Raw genomic sequence first — 17,753 nt, 5'->3', positions numbered from 1 at the left:
AATGTTTTCTCGAAGCTCAGCACATTACTCAGTAACATTCTCGTTTTTCACTGGGCCTGTTACGTTATCCGATTGAGTCGGTTGGCTTTCTATCTCATCATCTTCTGTATCGCGCAATTCAATTTCTTCGTCGTTTTCATCCATAATACTTACGTCAAGGCCTAAACTTTGAAGTTCTTTCATCAATACTCTGAATGATTCCGGAACACCTGGTTTAGGTAAGTTTTCACCTTTAACAATCGCTTCATATGTTTTCACACGGCCGACTGTATCATCGGATTTAACTGTTAAGATTTCCTGCAGCGTATAAGCAGCACCGTATGCTTCAAGTGCCCATACTTCCATCTCACCGAAACGCTGTCCGCCGAACTGAGCTTTACCGCCAAGTGGCTGCTGCGTAACTAATGAGTAAGGACCAGTACTTCTTGCGTGAAGTTTATCGTCTACCATGTGCGCAAGTTTCAGCATGTACATAACACCGACAGAAATACGGTTTTCAAATGGATCGCCTGTACGGCCATCGTATAATACCGTCTTACCATCACGTGCAAGACCTGCTTCTTCCATTGTTGTCCACACATCTTCTTCATTCGCTCCGTCAAATACAGGAGAGGCCATTCTTAAGCCCATCGCTCTTGCCGCCATACCAAGGTGCAATTCAAGCACCTGCCCGATGTTCATACGTGATGGAACCCCAAGCGGGTTAAGCATGATGTCAATAGGCGTACCGTCTGGCATATAAGGCATATCTTCTTCAGGTAAAATCTTAGAAATTACACCTTTGTTACCGTGACGTCCGCACATCTTATCACCTTCAGAGATTTTTCTCTTCTGAACGATATAAACGCGAACAAGCTGGTTTACACCAGGAGATAATTCGTCTCCGTCTTCGCGGTTGAATACTTTAACATCGAGTACGATTCCGCCTGCACCATGAGGTACACGCAGTGAAGTATCTCTGACTTCGCGGGCTTTCTCACCGAAAATAGCGTGCAGAAGACGTTCTTCTGCAGTTAATTCAGTCACACCCTTAGGTGTTACTTTACCAACGAGAATATCTCCGTCGATGACTTCAGCACCGATGTGAACAATTCCGCGGTCATCCAGCTTTTTAAGTGCGCTGTCAGAAACGTTAGGAATATCACGCGTGATTTCTTCAGGTCCGAGTTTTGTATCTCTTGACTCAGATTCGTACTCTTCGATATGAATTGAAGTGTATACATCTTGTTTTACAAGACGTTCACTCATAATTACAGCATCCTCGTAGTTATAACCGTCCCAAGTCATAAAGCCGACTACAACGTTTCTTCCAAGCGCCATTTCACCGTTGTCCATAGAAGGACCGTCAGCTAAAATTTCGCCTTTTGTAACGATGTCGCCTTCAGCAATGATTGGTTTTTGGTTATAGCAAGTTCCGGCATTGGAACGTATAAATTTAGACATTCTGTAAACATCTTTTTCAGTTTCAACGTCTTTGCCGTTTTTATCTTCAATACGGCGAACGTGAATTTCTTTCGCTTCAACGTGCTCAACACGCCCTCTGTAGCGGGCAACAACAGCAGCACCTGAGTCTCTTGCAGACACGTGTTCCATACCTGTTCCGATAAACGGAGATTCAGGGTTCAATAATGGAACTGCCTGACGCTGCATGTTCGCACCCATCAGTGCACGGTTGGAGTCATCGTTTTCAAGGAATGGAATACATGCTGTCGCAGCAGATACTACCTGCTTCGGCGATACGTCCATGTAATCCATACGGTCGCGCTGCATTTGAGTGTTATTACCGCGGAAACGGCAAATCACTTCATCATCAACGAACGAACCATCTTCAGCCAGAACAGCATTCGCCTGTGCAACAACATAGCTGTCTTCTTCATCAGCTGTTAAGTAATCGATCTCATTCGTTACTTTGTTTGTTTCAGGGTCAACTCTTCTATAAGGTGTTTCGATAAAACCAAAGTCGTTCACACGCGCATAACTTGACAACGTGTTAATCAGACCGATATTCGGGCCCTCAGGCGTTTCAATCGGACACATACGGCCGTAGTGAGAGTAGTGAACGTCACGTACTTCCATACCGGCACGTTCACGAGTTAAACCGCCGGGTCCTAAGGCAGATAAACGGCGTTTGTGCGTCAATTCTGCAAGAGGATTCGTCTGGTCCATGAACTGTGATAATTGAGAGCTTCCGAAGAACTCTTTAATCGATGCAATCACAGGACGGATGTTGATTAGCTGCTGTGGTGTCACAGTTTCTGTATCCTGAATTGACATTCTTTCGCGCACAACACGTTCCATACGGGAAACACCGATACGGAATTGATTTTGTAACAGCTCACCGACTGAACGCAGACGGCGGTTTCCTAAGTGGTCGATATCATCTGTATAACCGACACCTTCTAATAAATTAAAGAAGTAACTCATTGAAGAAATAATATCTGAAGGTGTGATTGATTTAACTTCCACATCAGGGAAGGCGTTACCGATAACAGTCGTAGAATGTTCTTCGTTATTTCGCGACTGAACTTTCACAGATTGAATTTCTACAGGCTCGTCTAAGAGACCTTGTTCAAGGTGGAAAGTTTTAAGGTTTGCAGTTGTTTCAAGCTGTTCCATAATTGAATCTAAAGTACGGCGATCAATTGTTGAACCTGCTTCTGCGATGATTTCACCTGTCTCTGAGTCTACAACCGGTTCTGTAAGCACTTGGTTGAAGAGACGGTTTTGAAGATGAAGTTTCTTATTCATCTTGTAACGTCCGACATTTGCAAGGTCGTAACGTTTCGGATCAAAGAATCTCGAATATAATAAATTACGTGCGTTTTCTACTGTTGGAGGCTCGCCTGGACGCAATCTTTCATATATTTCTAACAGGGCCTGGTCGACTGTTTCTGTCGCATCTTTCTCAAGCGTATTACGAAGATATTCGTTATCGCCGAGAATGTTGATGATTTCTTCGTCTGTAGCAAAACCTAAAGCACGGAGCAATACCGTAATCGGTAATTTACGCGTGCGGTCGATTCTTACATAAACGACATCTTTTGCGTCGATTTCATATTCTAACCATGCGCCACGGTTAGGGATGACTGTTGCTCCGAAGTTCAATTTACCATTTTTGTCGAACTTCTCAGAGAAATATACAGATGGGCTTCTTACTAATTGCGAAACGATAACACGTTCTGCGCCATTAATAATAAAAGTCCCTGTGTCCGTCATCAATGGGAAGTCTCCCATAAATACATCCTGCTCTTTTACTTCGCCGGTTTCTTTGATGACTAAACGAACTTTCACTCTCAGCGGTGCTGAGTAAGTTGAGTCGTGATCTTTCGCTTCTTCCTCGTTATACTTCGGCTCGCCGAGTTTATAATCGACAAATTCTAAAGACATATTCCCAGTAAAATCCTCTACCGGAGAAATATCTTTAAACATTTCGATCAGACCGGTTTCTAAAAACCACTCGTACGATTTCGTCTGAATCTCAATTAAGTTAGGTAATTCTAACTTCTCTTCGATACGCGCATAACTTCTACGTTGTGCATGTCTTCCATACTGAATCAATTGACTCATCGACAGATTCACCCCTAATAATATTTGCGTAAACTATAATGGATATTTAAAAGGTATTCAGCTCAAAAGACAAAAAGAAAACGGAATCGTATTCAACCCCATTTCCTATTAAACTGGACACTTGTTTAAAATGCTCCATTCAACAGTTGCACAGAAAAGTACATACTTATTGATATTAATTTTACATTCTATAAGAATAACATAGACAATTTGTCAAGTCAATTATATAAAATCTTTTATTTAGTGCTCTTCAGGATGTAATATCCCTTATCCTTCGACACTGTCTCCACATTGCCAAACAATGATTTCAAATGTTTTTTATACGAAGGCATACCTTGTTTTTTCTGAACAACCATATACAAAGCACCGCCATCACTTAACCGTTTGAATCCATCATTTAACATTTCGAGCACTGTGTCTTTCCCTGCCCTAAAAGGCGGGTTAGTAACGTACAATTCTGCCGATAATTCCAGCGCGTCATAACTATCCCTGCTCAGCACGTCGGCATCGATCTTTTCCCGGCGTGTATTTTCAATCGATAACTGTTTCGCATCTTCATTCACTTCAACCATTACAGGTTTCAATTCCAGCTCTCTGCCAAGAACAGTACCAATTGGGCCATAGCCCGCACCCATATCAATCATAGTCCCGGTTCCGTTAAAATCCGAAAATACAGTTCTGATTAATACTTCCGTACCATAATCAATCTGATTTTTAGAAAATACGCCGCGATCTGTTTTAAAGCGGTAGACATGATCGTTGAAGCTGAATTTTATTTCGCTGAATTCATGCGGAGTATTATCCGTAGTAAAATAGTGAGACATTAAGAATCCCCCCAATAGGTGATAGTAACTAAAAAAGTCCCCGATAAACTGATGTTTACGGGAACCTTTTTGTGTCAAAAATTATTGATATTACTTAACTTCTACGCCAGCGCCAACTTCTTCAAGTTGAGCTTTAAGAGCTTCAGCGTCTTCTTTAGAAAGACCTTCTTTAACAACTTTAGGAGCGCCGTCAACTAGCTCTTTAGCATCTTTAAGACCAAGACCAGTAGCTTCGCGAACTACTTTGATTACTTTAATCTTAGATGAACCTGCAGATGTAAGTTCTACATCAAATTCTGTTTTCTCTTCAGCAGCAGCAGCTTCTCCGCCACCTGCAGCAGCTACAGGAGCAGCAGCTGTTACGCCGAATTCTTCTTCAATTGCTTTTACTAAGTCGTTTAATTCTAAAACTGACATTTCTTTAATACTTTCAATGATTTGTTCATTGTTAGCCATGATAATATTCCTCCATTTTTTTGTTGTTTTTTTGCGGCTTAAAAATTAAGCTTCGCCGTTTTCTTGTTCTTTCTCTTCACCAATTGCTTTAACTGCATATGCGAAGTTGCGGACTGGTGCTTGCAATACTGATAACAGCATTGAAAGAAGTCCGTCTCTTGATGGTAGAGATGCAATAGATTTTACATCTTCTGCCGGTACGAAACTGCCTTCGATAACACCCGCTTTAATTTCTAAAGCTTCGTGTTGTTTAGAGAATTCGTGGATGAGTTTAGCAGGCGCGATAACATCTTCGTTAGAAAATGCGATTGCACTCGGGCCGACTAGGAATTCATTAAGCTCTGTTAAGCCTTGAGCTTCCGCAGCACGGCGAACCATCGTGTTTTTGTAAACTTTGAATTCAATTCCAGCATCACGTAATTGCTTACGTAATTCAGTTACTTCAGAAACTGTTAAACCGCGGTAGTCTACTAATACTGTAGATACTGAGTTTTTAAGCTGTTCTGAAATCACTTCAACGTGCTGTTGTTTTTGTTCAATCACGTTTGACATGTAGTTACACCTCCATTATTTTTTGGTGCAAATAAAAAAGCACCTTTTACCCGCGGCAAAAAGTGCTTGAATTTATATAGATATCATTCAAGTCATTTTTATTTGCCTCGGCAGGAATACTATTAAGCTGTTTTGTTCAGCTCCTGCTGTCTTAGGTAATCTTTAAAATTTACAAGTGTAAATATACCTGATATATCTACACTTGTCAATATTTATTTTTAGACAGTTCTTACAGCATTAGGGTCAACTGTAATACCAGGGCCCATAGTGCTTGAAACAGTTACAGATTTGAAGTAAACACCTTTAGATGATGCAGGTTTAGCTTTATCAAGTGCATCGTGAATTGCTTTAAAGTTTTCTACAAGCTGATCATCGCTAAATGAAACTTTACCGATTCCAACATGTACTATACCAGCTTTTTCAGCACGGTATTCAACTTTACCAGCTTTGATTTCTTCAACTGCTTTCGTTACATCCATTGTTACTGTACCAGTTTTAGGGTTAGGCATTAGTCCTTTAGGTCCGAGTACTCGTCCTAATTTACCAACTTCGCCCATCATGTCCGGTGTTGCAACGATAACATCGAAATCAAACCATCCACCATTAATTTTTTGTGCTAATTCTGCTTCGCCTACGTAATCTGCGCCAGCTGCTTCTGCTTCTTTAGCTTTATCGCCTTTAGCAAATACTAATACACGCTGTGACTTACCAGTACCATGCGGCAACACTAGTGCTCCACGGATCTGCTGATCATTTTTACGCGTATCAATACCTAGACGGAATGCTACTTCAACTGAAGCATCAAAGTTAGCAACATGCGTTTCTTTAGCAAGTTTAATTGCTTCTTCAATTGAGAAAACAGAGTTTTGATCAAACTTCTCTAGAGCAGCTTGATACTTTTTACCTCTCTTAGCCATATCTATTCCTCCTTGTGGTTATAGCGGGGTTAATCCTCCCACGACCGTATTAATACTTTAATTTATTTTTCGACAGTGAAGCCCATGCTTCTAGCTGTACCTTCGACCATTAAAACTGCTGCGTCTACTGATGATGCGTTTAAGTCTTCCATTTTCGTTTCAGCGATTTCACGAACTTGTGCCGCTGTTACAGTTGCCACCTTGTTTTTGTTAGGTTCGCCAGAACCTTTCTCAACGTTAGCTGCTTTTTTAAGAAGAACAGCTGCCGGCGGAGTTTTTGTAATAAATGTGAATGAGCGATCTTCAAATACTGAGATTTCAACAGGAATAATCAGACCTGCCTGCTCTTGTGTACGCGCATTGAATTCTTTACAGAATCCCATGATGTTTACACCTGCTTGACCTAGTGCTGGACCTACCGGTGGTGCCGGGTTCGCCTTGCCTGCAGGAATTTGCAATTTCACAACATTAATAACTTTTTTAGCCACGATGTTGCACCTCCTCATAATCGTGATGTGGTCACAGGATGTTTAGATTTCATCCTCCCACTCTCCATCTGTTATATAAAATAAAGATGGCCGCAAATTTGCGACCATGAAAGTATAGCACATAATAGTTACATATTTCAATATAAAAATTAAAGTTTTTCTATTTGGTCGAATTCAACCTCAACCGGTGTTTCACGTCCGAACATTTCTACCAGCACTGTCAGCTTGTAATGTTCCTCATCGATAGATTCAATGACGCCGCTCTGATTATTGAAAGGACCCGCAACAATATTGATGGATTCTCCAACAGAAACTTCCACATCGACAATTTTTTCTGACATTCCCATTTGACGCAGAATAAATTTAACTTCTTCCGGCAGCAGCGGGTTCGGCTTGCTGCCCGCTCCTTGAGAACCGACAAAACCTGTCACGCCGGGAGTATTTCTTACGACATACCATGATTCATCTGTCATGACTAATTCCACGAGCACATAACCCGGGAATGTTTTCTTCATTGCTGTTTTCTTTTTGCCGTCTTTAATCGTCGTTTCTTCCTCTTCGGGAATAACCACTCTGAAAATTAAATCCTGCATGTTCATTGATTCAAGGCGCGCCTCTAAGTTTGCCTTTACTTTGTTTTCATATCCTGAATAAGTATGTACTGCATACCATTGCTTGTCTAGAGACATTTTACCGCTCCTTTAAAATTACATAAGATCAATTAATGCTGTAATACCGATATCCAGCAAGTAGAAAAATATTAGGAAAAATACGACAGTGAATACTACTGTCGTTGTATAACGGACTACTTCCTGCCCTGTTGGCCAGCTGACTTTTTTCATCTCGCTAACAACATTTTGGAAGAAGTTCTTATTATTATTCATCAACCGTTCCTCCTGAACTATATAGAACTTTTGTGCGTTGTATGCTTATTGCATTTTGGACAATGTTTTTTCATGACGAGTCTTTCGTTGTGAACCGGCTTGTTTAACGTATAGTTACGCGAGCCGCAGTCGCTGCAAATAAGAGCAATTTTCATCGTAAATTCCTCATTTCAATTCTAATATACTATATCGGCTTGAGGCGCTGTTGTCAACAATCGTGTGTAAATCTTCAATCTCGCCGAGCTTAAATTTTATCCTGTAAGTCGTGCTGAGGATCGTCTCTGAATCCTTATTTAAAATGACTGCGATATCGTTGAAAGTACAGCCTTCAAAAAGCAGTTTCATTACCTGTTTTTCAAAATGCGATAAATTATTCACCGCTTCAACGTATTCCGCCTGCATTTCTTTAACGATAAGATGAGAAAGCGCATGTTTATTCTGATACAGCCAAGCTTCATTCGGATCGAGATCGATCTGATGCCAGGAATTGAAATAATTAATATAATCGTACATTTTTAAACGGCAGGATCGCAATACATAATTTCTGTAATGTCCCTTGTTGCCGTCGTACTTCTGACACAGATACAGCGCATGACACATCATTTCCTGAATCAAATCTTCTCTGTCGTGTTCATTCAAATCATATTTAAATGTCATTCTTCTAATTGCCGGGCGAATCAGCTGGTCAATGGAATCAAAAGCTGAAAGATCTCCAGCTCTCACTTTAATCGCATAAGCATCTAAATTTGTCCCGGCACTAGTTACATAACGTGTACGCTCTTCTCTGACAACAGTAAAATAAGATACTTTGATTTCCATTGCACCGCCCCCTGCATATTTACTTATAATATATGAGGTTTGCAGTGCAGGTTCAAGGCGTCATTCCTTGCCTCTTCGCAGTTTTTCCATTTTTGCCAGCACTTCGTCACTGATATCTAGTTTTGTCCTAGGCAGTTTTTCATTTATCGTCTCGATATGTGCACTGATATTTTTATCAGCTTCTGCCAGGTTGAGCCACATCTCTCTCGAAGGAATACGGTAAGCACCGTAAGCAAATATGGCATTCTGCTCAGTAAGGTCGCTGGTCACAACACTAATATCGCACAAATGCGGATGATAGTTATCGTAGACGAAACGTTCGATATATTCGTCTGCTGTTTCTTTTTCTTTTGTATAAACGACAGTCAAACCGTGGTAATCTATTACTGCTTCTTTACTTTTCACTTCATAAGCATCGAAAACACAAATAATTTCATGGCTCTGAACTGCCTGGTATTCAGCCAGGACTTTCAGTACTTCTTCTCTCGCCAGCTGCAGAGATATTTTAGATTCTGCGAACAGCTTGGCATTGGCACCGAGCAGGTTATAGCCGTCGACGACCAGTACACGGCGTTTTTTCCTCATAATCAATCACGTCCAAGCGGGTTCTGCTGGCGGTAAACTTCATACATCAGCAGTGCAGCGGACACCGAAGCATTCAGGCTGGTAATTTCGCCGGTCATCGGAATTTTAACTGTAAAATCGCATTTCTCCAGTGTCTTTTTACTGATACCTTCACCTTCACTGCCAACAACGAGCGCTGTACTGCCTGACTTCGCATTCATTTCGCGATAGTCGAGCGTCCCCGTTCCATCGCTGCCGATGACCCAGAAATTATTTTCTTTCAATTTGTCTATTGTCTGATTAATATTCGTTACTCTGACGACAGGAACATACTCGATAGCACCTGTTGATGTTTTTGCAACTGTATCCGTCAGCTGTACTGACCGGCGTTTCGGTATAATCACCGCATCAAAGCCGGCAGCGTCGCACGATCTTAAAATAGAACCGAGGTTATGAGGGTCTTCCAGACCGTCGAGAATAATAACATTGGCATCTTTTCCTTCGATGGTTTCAAGCAGTGTTTCAAGCGGCATATATTCATGTGCGCTGACCATCGCTGCAATACCCTGATGGCGCTCATCTGTCAGTCCGTCTATTTTATTTTTAGGCACTGTCGATACGACGACTCTTTGTTCTTTCGCCAGATCCAGTATTTCTTTCAGCTGGCTCTTATTCACAGTATCCTGAATATAAATTTTGTTAATATCGCTGTCTGAACGCAGCAGCTCTTTGACCGCGTGGCGTCCTGCTATAATTGAATCGCTCATTCTGTCTCACTCCCATTCTGAATAATAAGGTGCATCAGCTCAGCGACACGATCTTCCTTGTCATCTAAAGCCAGATGCCCGATCAGCGCCTCTAGTCCAGAGGCATTTCTGTATTCTTTAATCGATGCGTTTTTGGCCCGGGTCGCACTCGACTTATTACGCGCTTTTCTCGCTATGTCCCATTCTTCCTCTGATAAAATTTCGCTGCGCCTTAATAAGAACAAGGCTTCAGCCTGAGCTTTTGCACTGACCAGTTTGTTCGCTTCCCTATGAAGCATATCCGGTTTTAAGTAAGGTTTATTTTTAATTAAATACTCGCGCACATAAACGGCATAAACAGCGTCGCCTAAAAATGCCAGCGACAGCGACGGTACAGTATTCAGTTGAGTTTTATCCACGTTTAAATCTCACGCCGTCTTTAGTATCTTCCAGAATAATTCCCTGTTCCTGCAGCCCGTCACGAATCTCATCTGCGCGGGCAAAGTCTTTATTTTGACGTGCTTCTTCTCTTTCGCTGATCAGTTTCTCAATATCCTCATCGAGCAGCAGCTCTTTTCTTTCCAGACCGACACCGAGAATTTTAGAATATGTTTCAAATGCAGACATGAATTTCTCAAGCACTTCTTTGGACGCAGCCGGCTGGCGTAAATATTTATTCAGTTCGCCGGTCAATTCATGCCATGCTGAAATTGCATTTGCAGTATTAAAATCGTCATCCATGTGCGATTTCATCACTTCGATATTGGCATCGATTGCTTCCAGAACTTTCTTATCTGCTTCAGTGCCGACTGCTTTCTCAAGCCGTTCAGCGGCCTGGTGATAGCTGTCCTGAATACGCATTAGACTATTTCTCGCTGCATCAACCAATTCACGGTTATAGTTAATTGGATTCCGGTAATGTACGCTAATCATAAAGTAGCGCAGTACATTCGGTTCCACTTCCTTAATAATATCGTGCACTAAAATAAAGTTGCCGAGAGATTTAGACATTTTCGTATTATCGATATTAATATAGCCGTTGTGCATCCAGTAATTAGCAAAAGTCTCGTCCGTCATGCACTCGCTTTGCGCAATTTCATTTTCGTGGTGCGGGAAAGTTAAATCCTGTCCACCGGCATGAATATCAATCGTATTGCCAAGATGCTGTCTCGCCATGACACTGCACTCGATATGCCAGCCCGGACGGCCTTCACCCCACGGTGATTCCCAGCTGATTTCACCATCTTTTGCCTGTTTCCACAATGCAAAATCAAGCGGATCTTCTTTCTTCTCTCCTGCATCGATGCGCGCGCCGACTTTTAAATCATCAACTGACTGATGAGACAGTTTTCCATAACCGTCAAAAGAACGTGTTTTAAAGTAAACATCGCCGCCGGATTCATACGCATGCCCTTTATCGATTAATACTTTTATAAAATCGACAATATCAGGCATATGATTCATTACTCTCGGATGAACGTCTGCTTTTTTAACATTCAAAGCTCCAGTGTCTTCAAAGAATGCTTCGATAAAACGCTCCGCAATTTCCGGCACCGTCTCACCGAGTTCTTTTGAAGCTTTGATCAGCTTATCGTCGACGTCCGTAAAATTCGATACATATTTCACTTCGTAGCCCTTATATTCCAAATAGCGGCGCACTGTATCGAAAGCAATGGCAGGTCTCGCGTTGCCGATATGAATATAGTTATATACAGTCGGACCGCAGACGTACATGCTGACCTTGCCCGCTTCAAGCGGTTTAAATTCTTCTTTTTTTCTAGTAATTGTATTATATATGCGAACCATCTTTGACCTCATTTCCAACTTCTTTTCTGAAGTTACTAATATCTTTTTCAAGTTCCAGCAGTTTTTCAAATAATGGATCCGGAAGATCCCTGTGATCAAAATTATTATGTTTTCTGACGCGCTGGCCGTGCTGCTTGACGACATGTCCAGGTATACCCACGACGGTCGAGTGAGGCGGTACATTTTTAAGTACTACGGAGTTGGCGCCGACATTTGAAGACTCACCGATACGAATGTTGCCGAGCACTTTGGCACCAGCTGCAATCAGCACATTGTCATCGATGTCGGGGTGGCGTTTATGGTCTTCTTTACCCGTTCCACCGAGTGTTACCCCTTGATATATCGTGACATCATTGCCAATATTACACGTCTCGCCGATAACGACCCCCATTCCGTGGTCGATAAAAAGCCGTCTGCCGATATTAGCGCCGGGGTGAATTTCCACCCCTGTAAAAAATCGGCTGACCTGCGAGATCACGCGCGCGATAACTTTGAAATTCTTCTTGTAAAACCAGTGTGCGATTAAGTGCGCCCATACAGCATGAACGCCTGAATACGTAAAAAACGCTTCGAATTTATTTTTTGCTGCCGGGTCCAGCTCCAGCACCATTGAAAGATCTTCTTTCACTCTTTGAAACATCTTCGCCCTCCTGAAATCATAAAAATACGCCTCTGCCCGGTCACCGGACAGAGGCGCTTACGCACGGTTCCACTCTGCTTTATCACTTTAAAATATAAAATTCCTTAAATATTAAAAGTGCAATTCTACAAAACGCCTTGTCATCCGTTTCAGCAGTCGGATAATCTCTTTGTGTCCAGCGATTATATACTTAGCTTTTAACAACTATATCATACGGCAGACTGCGGCCTTATTCAACAGTTCCGCTTAAATCAATCGTTTAATACGCTCGAGTGCTGTATCTTTGCCGATTAATGAAATAGCATCCGGCAATTCAGGCCCTTTTGTTTCACCAGTGACTGCGACGCGGATCGGCATAAATAATTTCTTGCCTTTAATTCCAGTCGCTTTTTGTACTGCTTTAATTTCAGCTTTAATCGATTCTGGAGAAAAGTCTTCCAGCGCCGTAAAATGCTCATGCAGTGCTGTCATCAATTCTGAAATGTGGTCCTGCTCCAGCACTTCCTGTGCCGCTTCGTCAAATTCAACGTGATCTTTAAAGAATTGTTCTGAGAGCTCAGTAATTTCAGCTGCATAACTCATTTGAGGCTGGTAGAGTGCGACGAGTTTTCTGGCCCAGTCCAGTTCTTCCTGGTCTGGATCCTCACTAATTCTGCCCGCTTCCTGCAGGAATGGCAGAGCCATATCAAAAATCTCTTCAGAATTTTTCTGTTTCATATACTGGTTGTTAATCCACATCAGTTTCTGATTATCGAAAAATGCCGATGCTTTTGACAGTCTGTTTTCATCGAAGTTAGCAATTAATTCTTCCTTAGTGAAGATTTCTTCTTCACCTTCAGGAGACCATCCAAGCAGTGCGATAAAGTTAAACATGGCATCCGGTAAATAACCCAGTTCTTCATACTGCTCGATAAATTGAATAATCGATGCATCGCGTTTTGATAATTTTTTCTTTTCTTCATTGACAATTAATGCTGTGTGGCCGAATTCCGGCAGCGGTAAACCAAGTAATTCGTAAACCATCATTTGTTTCGGTGTGTTTGAAATATGGTCATCACCGCGGAGTACATGTGTTATTTCCATTTCATGATCGTCGATAACTACCGCAAAGTTATATGTCGGCACGCCGTCTTTCTTAACGATAACCCAGTCGCCGAATCCATTTGAATCAAATGATACATCACCTTTAACCATATCGTTGAAAGTGTATGTTTTATCTTTAGGCACACGGAGGCGGATTGACGGTTCTCTGCCTTCGGCTTTAAACGCTTCTTCCTCTTCAGCAGTTAAATGTGCATGTTTGCCGCCGTACATTGGGGTCTGACCATTTTTAAGCTGTTCTTCTCTTTCCGCTTCCAATTCTTCAGAAGTCATGTAGCAGCGGTATGCTAAATCGTTATCCAGCAGCTTTTGAATATAAGGGGCGTATATGTCGCCGCGTTCAGACTGACGGTAAGGACCGTAGCTGCCGCCGACGTCAACACTTTCATCCCACTCGATACCAAGCCACTTCAAGTAATTCAGCTGAGATTCTTCACCTTCATCCACGTGTCTCGCTTTATCTGTATCCTCGATGCGGATAATAAAATCGCCGCCGTGGTGACGTGCGAATAAATAATTGAACAATGCTGCCCTTGCATTCCCTATGTGCAGGAACCCGGTTGGACTCGGTGCATATCTCACTCTTACTTTACTCATTATTTTGCCTCCTGTTTCTTAAGTAAGACTACCGCTTCACTCGCGATGCCTTCTTCTCTGCCTGTAAATCCTAATTTTTCAGATGTTGTCGCTTTAATATTAACATTTGATATATCCGTCTTCAAAAGCGCTGCAACATTTCCGCGCATTTGATCGATATACCCTCTTAATTTCGGACGTTCCGCAATGACTACTGCATCGATATTTCCGATTTCATAGCCCTTTTGCTGCATCATTTCTACTACTTCAGCAAGCAGCAAACTTGAATCTGCATCCTTAAATTTATCATCTGTATCCGGGAAAAATTTCCCAATATCACCCAGTGCAAGTGCACCCAGTATGGCATCTGCAATCGTATGCAGCAGTACATCCGCATCAGAATGCCCTTTTAAACCGAAGTCATGCGGGATTTCCAATCCGCCTAAAATCAGCGGACGCGATGCTTCAAATGCGTGCACATCATAACCGTGACCGATCCTCATATCCTCACTACTTTCCTTTAAGAATCATATGTGCAAGCTGCAAATCTTCGCTTGTCGTTATTTTTATATTATCATAAGTCGATTCGACTAAATAGACTTCTTTACCTGCCGCCTCTACCATCATCGAGTCATCTGTTACTTTTAAATTATTTTCTTTAGCATGATGATATGCCTGTTTCAGTATATCAAGTTTAAAAGCCTGAGGCGTATGGACAGAAATAATTTCATCTCTGACCAGCGTCTCTTTCACTTTACCTCCGACGACACGTTTCAGTGTATCTTTAGTCTTTACACCGCAGATGACCGCGTCGGCAGTGACAACTTTTTCTTTCAGCCGCTCCAGCACATCCGCAGTTAAAAACGGTCGTGCACCGTCATGTACAAACACATACTCTGTATCTTTAACATGAATCAGTGCATTATAAATACTGTCCTGACGTTCTGTTCCGCCAATATGAATACCGGCAACTTTACTGGAATCTTTAAAAAAATCCCTGATCACATTCATCTCTTCTGATCTGACAGCCAAATGAATCGCTTCACAGTCAGGATCGTTTTCAAAATGCCGGACTGTTCTTTTAATGACCGCTTCACCGTCGATTTCAAGCAGGACCTTATTAAATCCGAGTCCCATTCTCGAACCGAGACCGGCTGCCGGAATGATTACTGTATATTTCATTTATTTTTCTCCCGTTTCGCAAAGACAATTCGGCCTGAGTTAGTCTGAAGCACACTTGTAACCACTACAGGCACCAGCTGGTTAATTAAATGCTCTCCATTTTCAACGACAACCATTGTGCCGTCTTCCAGATAACCGACACCCTGGTTTTCTTCTTTACCCGTTTTTGAAACAAACAGCTCGAACACATCACCCTGTACAACAACAGTTTTAATCGCACTGCTTAATTCATTGACGTTCAATACAGGAATGTCATGCAGCTGGCATATTTTATTTAAATTATAATCTGTCGTTAAAATTGCGCCGTTTTCTTTTTTAGCAATATCGATCAGCTGCTGATCGACATCTAGTTTATCGTAAGTCACCGCTTCAATTCTGACATTGTCACTGTTCTCCTGCAAACGGTTCAGCATATCCAGACCGCGCTGGCCCTTTTCCCGCTTCACTGGGTCTGTAGCGTCAGCAATCAGCTGCAGTTCATCCAGCACAAACTGCGGAATAATGATTTCACCTTCTAAAAAGCCCGTTTCAACAACATCGATAATACGGCCGTCAATAATCACGCTCGTATCGATAAATTTCGTCAAGGCATTGCTGCTGCTCTTGGTTTTCCCTGATGATTTCGGAAAGAAGTCCAGCACTTCGCTGAATTTCCTGAGTCCGATGATAAAACCTAAATAACCCAGAACGACAGCAAAAATGATCGGTACCAGTTCACCAATTAAAGGAATGTCCAGCGTATTTATTAAAAGAGATATTAAGACAGCGATTACGAGTCCCAGCATCATTCCTAAAGTAGCAAACAAAATTTCGATCAGGCTTCTGGACAGAAGATATCCTTCACTCTTTTTCAAAAAACTGTGTGCGTGTGGCAGCGTCCAGCCAAATAATAAAAAGACTAACAGTACACCGAGCGTGCCGCTGACTAGTATGTTGTTAAATATTATCGGGACTTCAAAAGGCAAGATCAGCTGCAGTTCCGGAAACAGCCATACGCCTAGAGAAATACCTATCAGTATGTACACAACATACAATAAATATTTGAGCATACAAATCCTCCTTCTTTAATTTTTATACTGTGCGTGTTTAATGGCCTGCTTCAGCGTTTTCACTCCGATTGCTTCAATGCCGTCAGGCACATCCACACCGCTTAAGTTTGAAGCCGGTACAATTGCACGCTTAAAACCGAGTTTCGCCGCTTCCTGCAGCCGCTGTTCAATTTTAGTCACACGTCTAATTTCACCGGTTAAACCGACTTCTCCGATAAAACAATCGTCACCGCGTACAGCGATATTTTGGAAACTTGAAGCAATACTGATAATCACGCTTAAATCCACTGCCGGTTCATCGAGTTTAACTCCGCCGGCAACTTTAATATAAGCATCGTGCTGCTGCATCAGCAGCCCTTCACTTTTTTCAAGAACAGCCATTAAAAGGGACAGCCGGTTGGTGTCAACACCGGTTGCCATGCGTCTCGGGTTGTGAAAGTGCGTCGGTGTAACGAGAGACTGCACCTCAACAAGCATGGCGCGCGTGCCTTCCATCGTTGCAACGATGGCTGAACCCGGTGCATTTTTTGAACGTTCTTCCAGAAATATTTCAGACGGGTTCAGCACCTCTTCCAAACCTTTAGCTTTCATTTCAAAAATGCCCATTTCATTCGTTGAACCGAAACGGTTTTTAACAGCACGCAGTATACGGTATGTATGGTGCTGGTCACCTTCGAAGTACAGCACTGTATCAACCATATGCTCAAGCAGTCTCGGCCCCGCAATCTGACCGTCTTTAGTAACGTGTCCAACGATAAAGGTCGCGATATTATTACCTTTGGCGATATTCATAATTGACTGAGTGCTTTCTCTGACCTGAGCAACGCTGCCCGGTGCACTTGTAACATCAGGGTGGAATACTGTCTGGATGGAGTCAATAATAAGAAAATCCGGTTTGATACGCTTAATTTCTTCATGAATATACAGCAGGTTTGTTTCGCAGAAGACAGTTAAATCTGACGGTGTATCTGTAATCCGGTCCGCACGCATTTTAATTTGTTCAAGAGACTCCTCTCCTGAAACGTAAAGCACGTTATGATTTTCTGCTAAAATTAAGGCGGTCTGCAGCAGAATTGTCGACTTTCCTATTCCGGGATCTCCTCCAATTAAAATAAGAGAGCCATTGACAATGCCGCCGCCAAGCACCCGGTCAAATTCACCGGATCGTGTTGTTGTACGCGGTGTTTCACTTTTCTTAACAGTCGTTAGTTTCGCAGCACGGGAACGGTCATCAGCCGGTGTCTTCCCTAATGTTCCCCTGCCTGGTACTGATTCCTTATGTACAATTTTTTCTTCGAGCTGGTTCCATGCGCCGCAGTTCGGGCATTTCCCCATCCACTTCGGCGTTTCATAACCGCATGCCATGCATTCGAATGATACTTTTGCTTTTGCCATCCGTGTATACTCTCCCCCAATTATATTTACGTATCACTATTGTATTATTTATTTCAAATGATTTAAAGCGAGAAAGCTGTGATATTAATGATTTTATAGAAGGTTGCTCATTAGTTCACAATATATTTTCTGATTATTCTATCAGTACAGTTGCAAAACTGCCGCTGCTTCTTTAAGATGTGTTCAT

General features: G+C 42.2%; 20 protein-coding genes and 1 other annotated feature. All 20 genes read right to left on the bottom strand.

Annotated elements, in window-relative coordinates; all coding sequences use genetic code 11:
* Nucleotides 1-24: 24 nt before the first annotated feature.
* The 20 genes from rpoB to radA all read right to left on the bottom strand — a co-directional run bounded on the left by rpoB (nucleotide 25) and on the right by radA (nucleotide 17,566).
* Complete coding sequence (rpoB, locus tag IEU81_RS08805) at nucleotides 25-3,567, bottom strand: DNA-directed RNA polymerase subunit beta (RefSeq protein WP_186089308.1); 3,543 nt, start codon at nucleotides 3,565-3,567, stop codon at nucleotides 25-27.
* A 236-nt stretch (nucleotides 3,568-3,803) separates the two neighbouring features.
* The gene (locus IEU81_RS08800; RefSeq protein WP_092597987.1) at nucleotides 3,804-4,391 is read right to left on the bottom strand and encodes a class I SAM-dependent methyltransferase; all 588 of its coding nucleotides are present in this window, start codon (nucleotides 4,389-4,391) and stop codon (nucleotides 3,804-3,806) included.
* Nucleotides 4,392-4,481: 90 nt separating this feature from the next.
* A complete protein-coding gene (rplL, locus tag IEU81_RS08795; protein WP_092597990.1) occupies nucleotides 4,482-4,847 on the bottom strand; it encodes a 50S ribosomal protein L7/L12 in 366 nt (121 codons plus the stop codon).
* Nucleotides 4,848-4,892: 45 nt separating this feature from the next.
* Entirely contained in the window at nucleotides 4,893-5,399 is a 507-nt protein-coding gene (gene rplJ / locus IEU81_RS08790) for a 50S ribosomal protein L10 (RefSeq protein WP_092597994.1), read from the bottom strand.
* A 24-nt stretch (nucleotides 5,400-5,423) separates the two neighbouring features.
* Nucleotides 5,424-5,573: a sequence feature (ribosomal protein L10 leader region), on the bottom strand.
* A gap of 44 nt (nucleotides 5,574-5,617) precedes the next feature.
* The gene (gene rplA, locus IEU81_RS08785; protein WP_092597997.1) at nucleotides 5,618-6,316 is read right to left on the bottom strand and encodes a 50S ribosomal protein L1; all 699 of its coding nucleotides are present in this window, start codon (nucleotides 6,314-6,316) and stop codon (nucleotides 5,618-5,620) included.
* Nucleotides 6,317-6,378: 62 nt separating this feature from the next.
* Nucleotides 6,379-6,804, bottom strand: a complete 426-nt coding sequence (rplK, locus tag IEU81_RS08780) for a 50S ribosomal protein L11 (RefSeq protein ID WP_092598000.1) — start codon at nucleotides 6,802-6,804, stop codon at nucleotides 6,379-6,381.
* Between the two features lie 149 nt (nucleotides 6,805-6,953).
* On the bottom strand, nucleotides 6,954-7,493 hold the full coding sequence (gene nusG / locus IEU81_RS08775) for a transcription termination/antitermination protein NusG (RefSeq protein ID WP_092598003.1): 540 nt from the start codon (nucleotides 7,491-7,493) through the stop codon (nucleotides 6,954-6,956).
* Between the two features lie 18 nt (nucleotides 7,494-7,511).
* Nucleotides 7,512-7,688, bottom strand: a complete 177-nt coding sequence (gene secE, locus IEU81_RS08770) for a preprotein translocase subunit SecE (protein ID WP_092598006.1) — start codon at nucleotides 7,686-7,688, stop codon at nucleotides 7,512-7,514.
* 17 nt (nucleotides 7,689-7,705) lie between these two features.
* A complete protein-coding gene (rpmG, locus tag IEU81_RS08765; protein WP_186089310.1) occupies nucleotides 7,706-7,843 on the bottom strand; it encodes a 50S ribosomal protein L33 in 138 nt (45 codons plus the stop codon).
* 10 nt (nucleotides 7,844-7,853) lie between these two features.
* Complete coding sequence (locus IEU81_RS08760) at nucleotides 7,854-8,507, bottom strand: sigma-70 family RNA polymerase sigma factor (protein ID WP_092598012.1); 654 nt, start codon at nucleotides 8,505-8,507, stop codon at nucleotides 7,854-7,856.
* Between the two features lie 60 nt (nucleotides 8,508-8,567).
* Entirely contained in the window at nucleotides 8,568-9,092 is a 525-nt protein-coding gene (locus tag IEU81_RS08755; protein ID WP_092598015.1) for an NYN domain-containing protein, read from the bottom strand.
* Nucleotides 9,093-9,094: 2 nt separating this feature from the next.
* Nucleotides 9,095-9,838: a 23S rRNA (guanosine(2251)-2'-O)-methyltransferase RlmB gene (gene rlmB, locus IEU81_RS08750; RefSeq protein WP_092598018.1), complete on the bottom strand. Its 744-nt coding sequence runs from the start codon at nucleotides 9,836-9,838 to the stop codon at nucleotides 9,095-9,097.
* A complete protein-coding gene (locus IEU81_RS08745; protein ID WP_092598021.1) occupies nucleotides 9,835-10,236 on the bottom strand; it encodes a Mini-ribonuclease 3 in 402 nt (133 codons plus the stop codon). The genes rlmB and IEU81_RS08745 overlap by 4 nt, the downstream gene beginning before the upstream one ends.
* Nucleotides 10,229-11,623 carry a cysteine--tRNA ligase gene (gene cysS, locus IEU81_RS08740; protein WP_092598025.1) on the bottom strand — a complete coding sequence of 465 codons (1,395 nt, stop codon included), beginning with the start codon at nucleotides 11,621-11,623 and terminating at the stop codon, nucleotides 10,229-10,231. Before cysS ends, IEU81_RS08745 begins: the two co-directional genes overlap by 8 nt.
* Nucleotides 11,607-12,263 (bottom strand): serine O-acetyltransferase, encoded by a 657-nt coding sequence (gene cysE, locus IEU81_RS08735; protein ID WP_092598028.1) that lies wholly within the window; start codon nucleotides 12,261-12,263, stop codon nucleotides 11,607-11,609. Before cysE ends, cysS begins: the two co-directional genes overlap by 17 nt.
* A gap of 246 nt (nucleotides 12,264-12,509) precedes the next feature.
* A complete protein-coding gene (gene gltX, locus IEU81_RS08730; protein WP_143016423.1) occupies nucleotides 12,510-13,964 on the bottom strand; it encodes a glutamate--tRNA ligase in 1,455 nt (484 codons plus the stop codon).
* A complete protein-coding gene (gene ispF, locus IEU81_RS08725) occupies nucleotides 13,961-14,443 on the bottom strand; it encodes a 2-C-methyl-D-erythritol 2,4-cyclodiphosphate synthase (RefSeq protein WP_092598034.1) in 483 nt (160 codons plus the stop codon). Before ispF ends, gltX begins: the two co-directional genes overlap by 4 nt.
* A 7-nt stretch (nucleotides 14,444-14,450) precedes the next feature.
* Nucleotides 14,451-15,122: a 2-C-methyl-D-erythritol 4-phosphate cytidylyltransferase gene (gene ispD, locus IEU81_RS08720; protein ID WP_092598037.1), complete on the bottom strand. Its 672-nt coding sequence runs from the start codon at nucleotides 15,120-15,122 to the stop codon at nucleotides 14,451-14,453.
* Nucleotides 15,119-16,171, bottom strand: a complete 1,053-nt coding sequence (locus IEU81_RS08715) for a PIN/TRAM domain-containing protein (RefSeq protein ID WP_092598040.1) — start codon at nucleotides 16,169-16,171, stop codon at nucleotides 15,119-15,121. The genes ispD and IEU81_RS08715 overlap by 4 nt, the downstream gene beginning before the upstream one ends.
* A gap of 15 nt (nucleotides 16,172-16,186) precedes the next feature.
* A complete protein-coding gene (radA, locus tag IEU81_RS08710) occupies nucleotides 16,187-17,566 on the bottom strand; it encodes a DNA repair protein RadA (RefSeq protein ID WP_186089312.1) in 1,380 nt (459 codons plus the stop codon).
* Nucleotides 17,567-17,753 lie beyond the last annotated feature (187 nt).

The sequence above is a fragment of the Jeotgalicoccus aerolatus genome, assembly GCF_014635205.1.
GTDB lineage: Bacteria > Bacillota > Bacilli > Staphylococcales > Salinicoccaceae > Jeotgalicoccus > Jeotgalicoccus aerolatus.
Note: the sequence above shows the minus strand (reverse complement) of the source record. Positions and strands in the feature narration are given on the sequence as shown.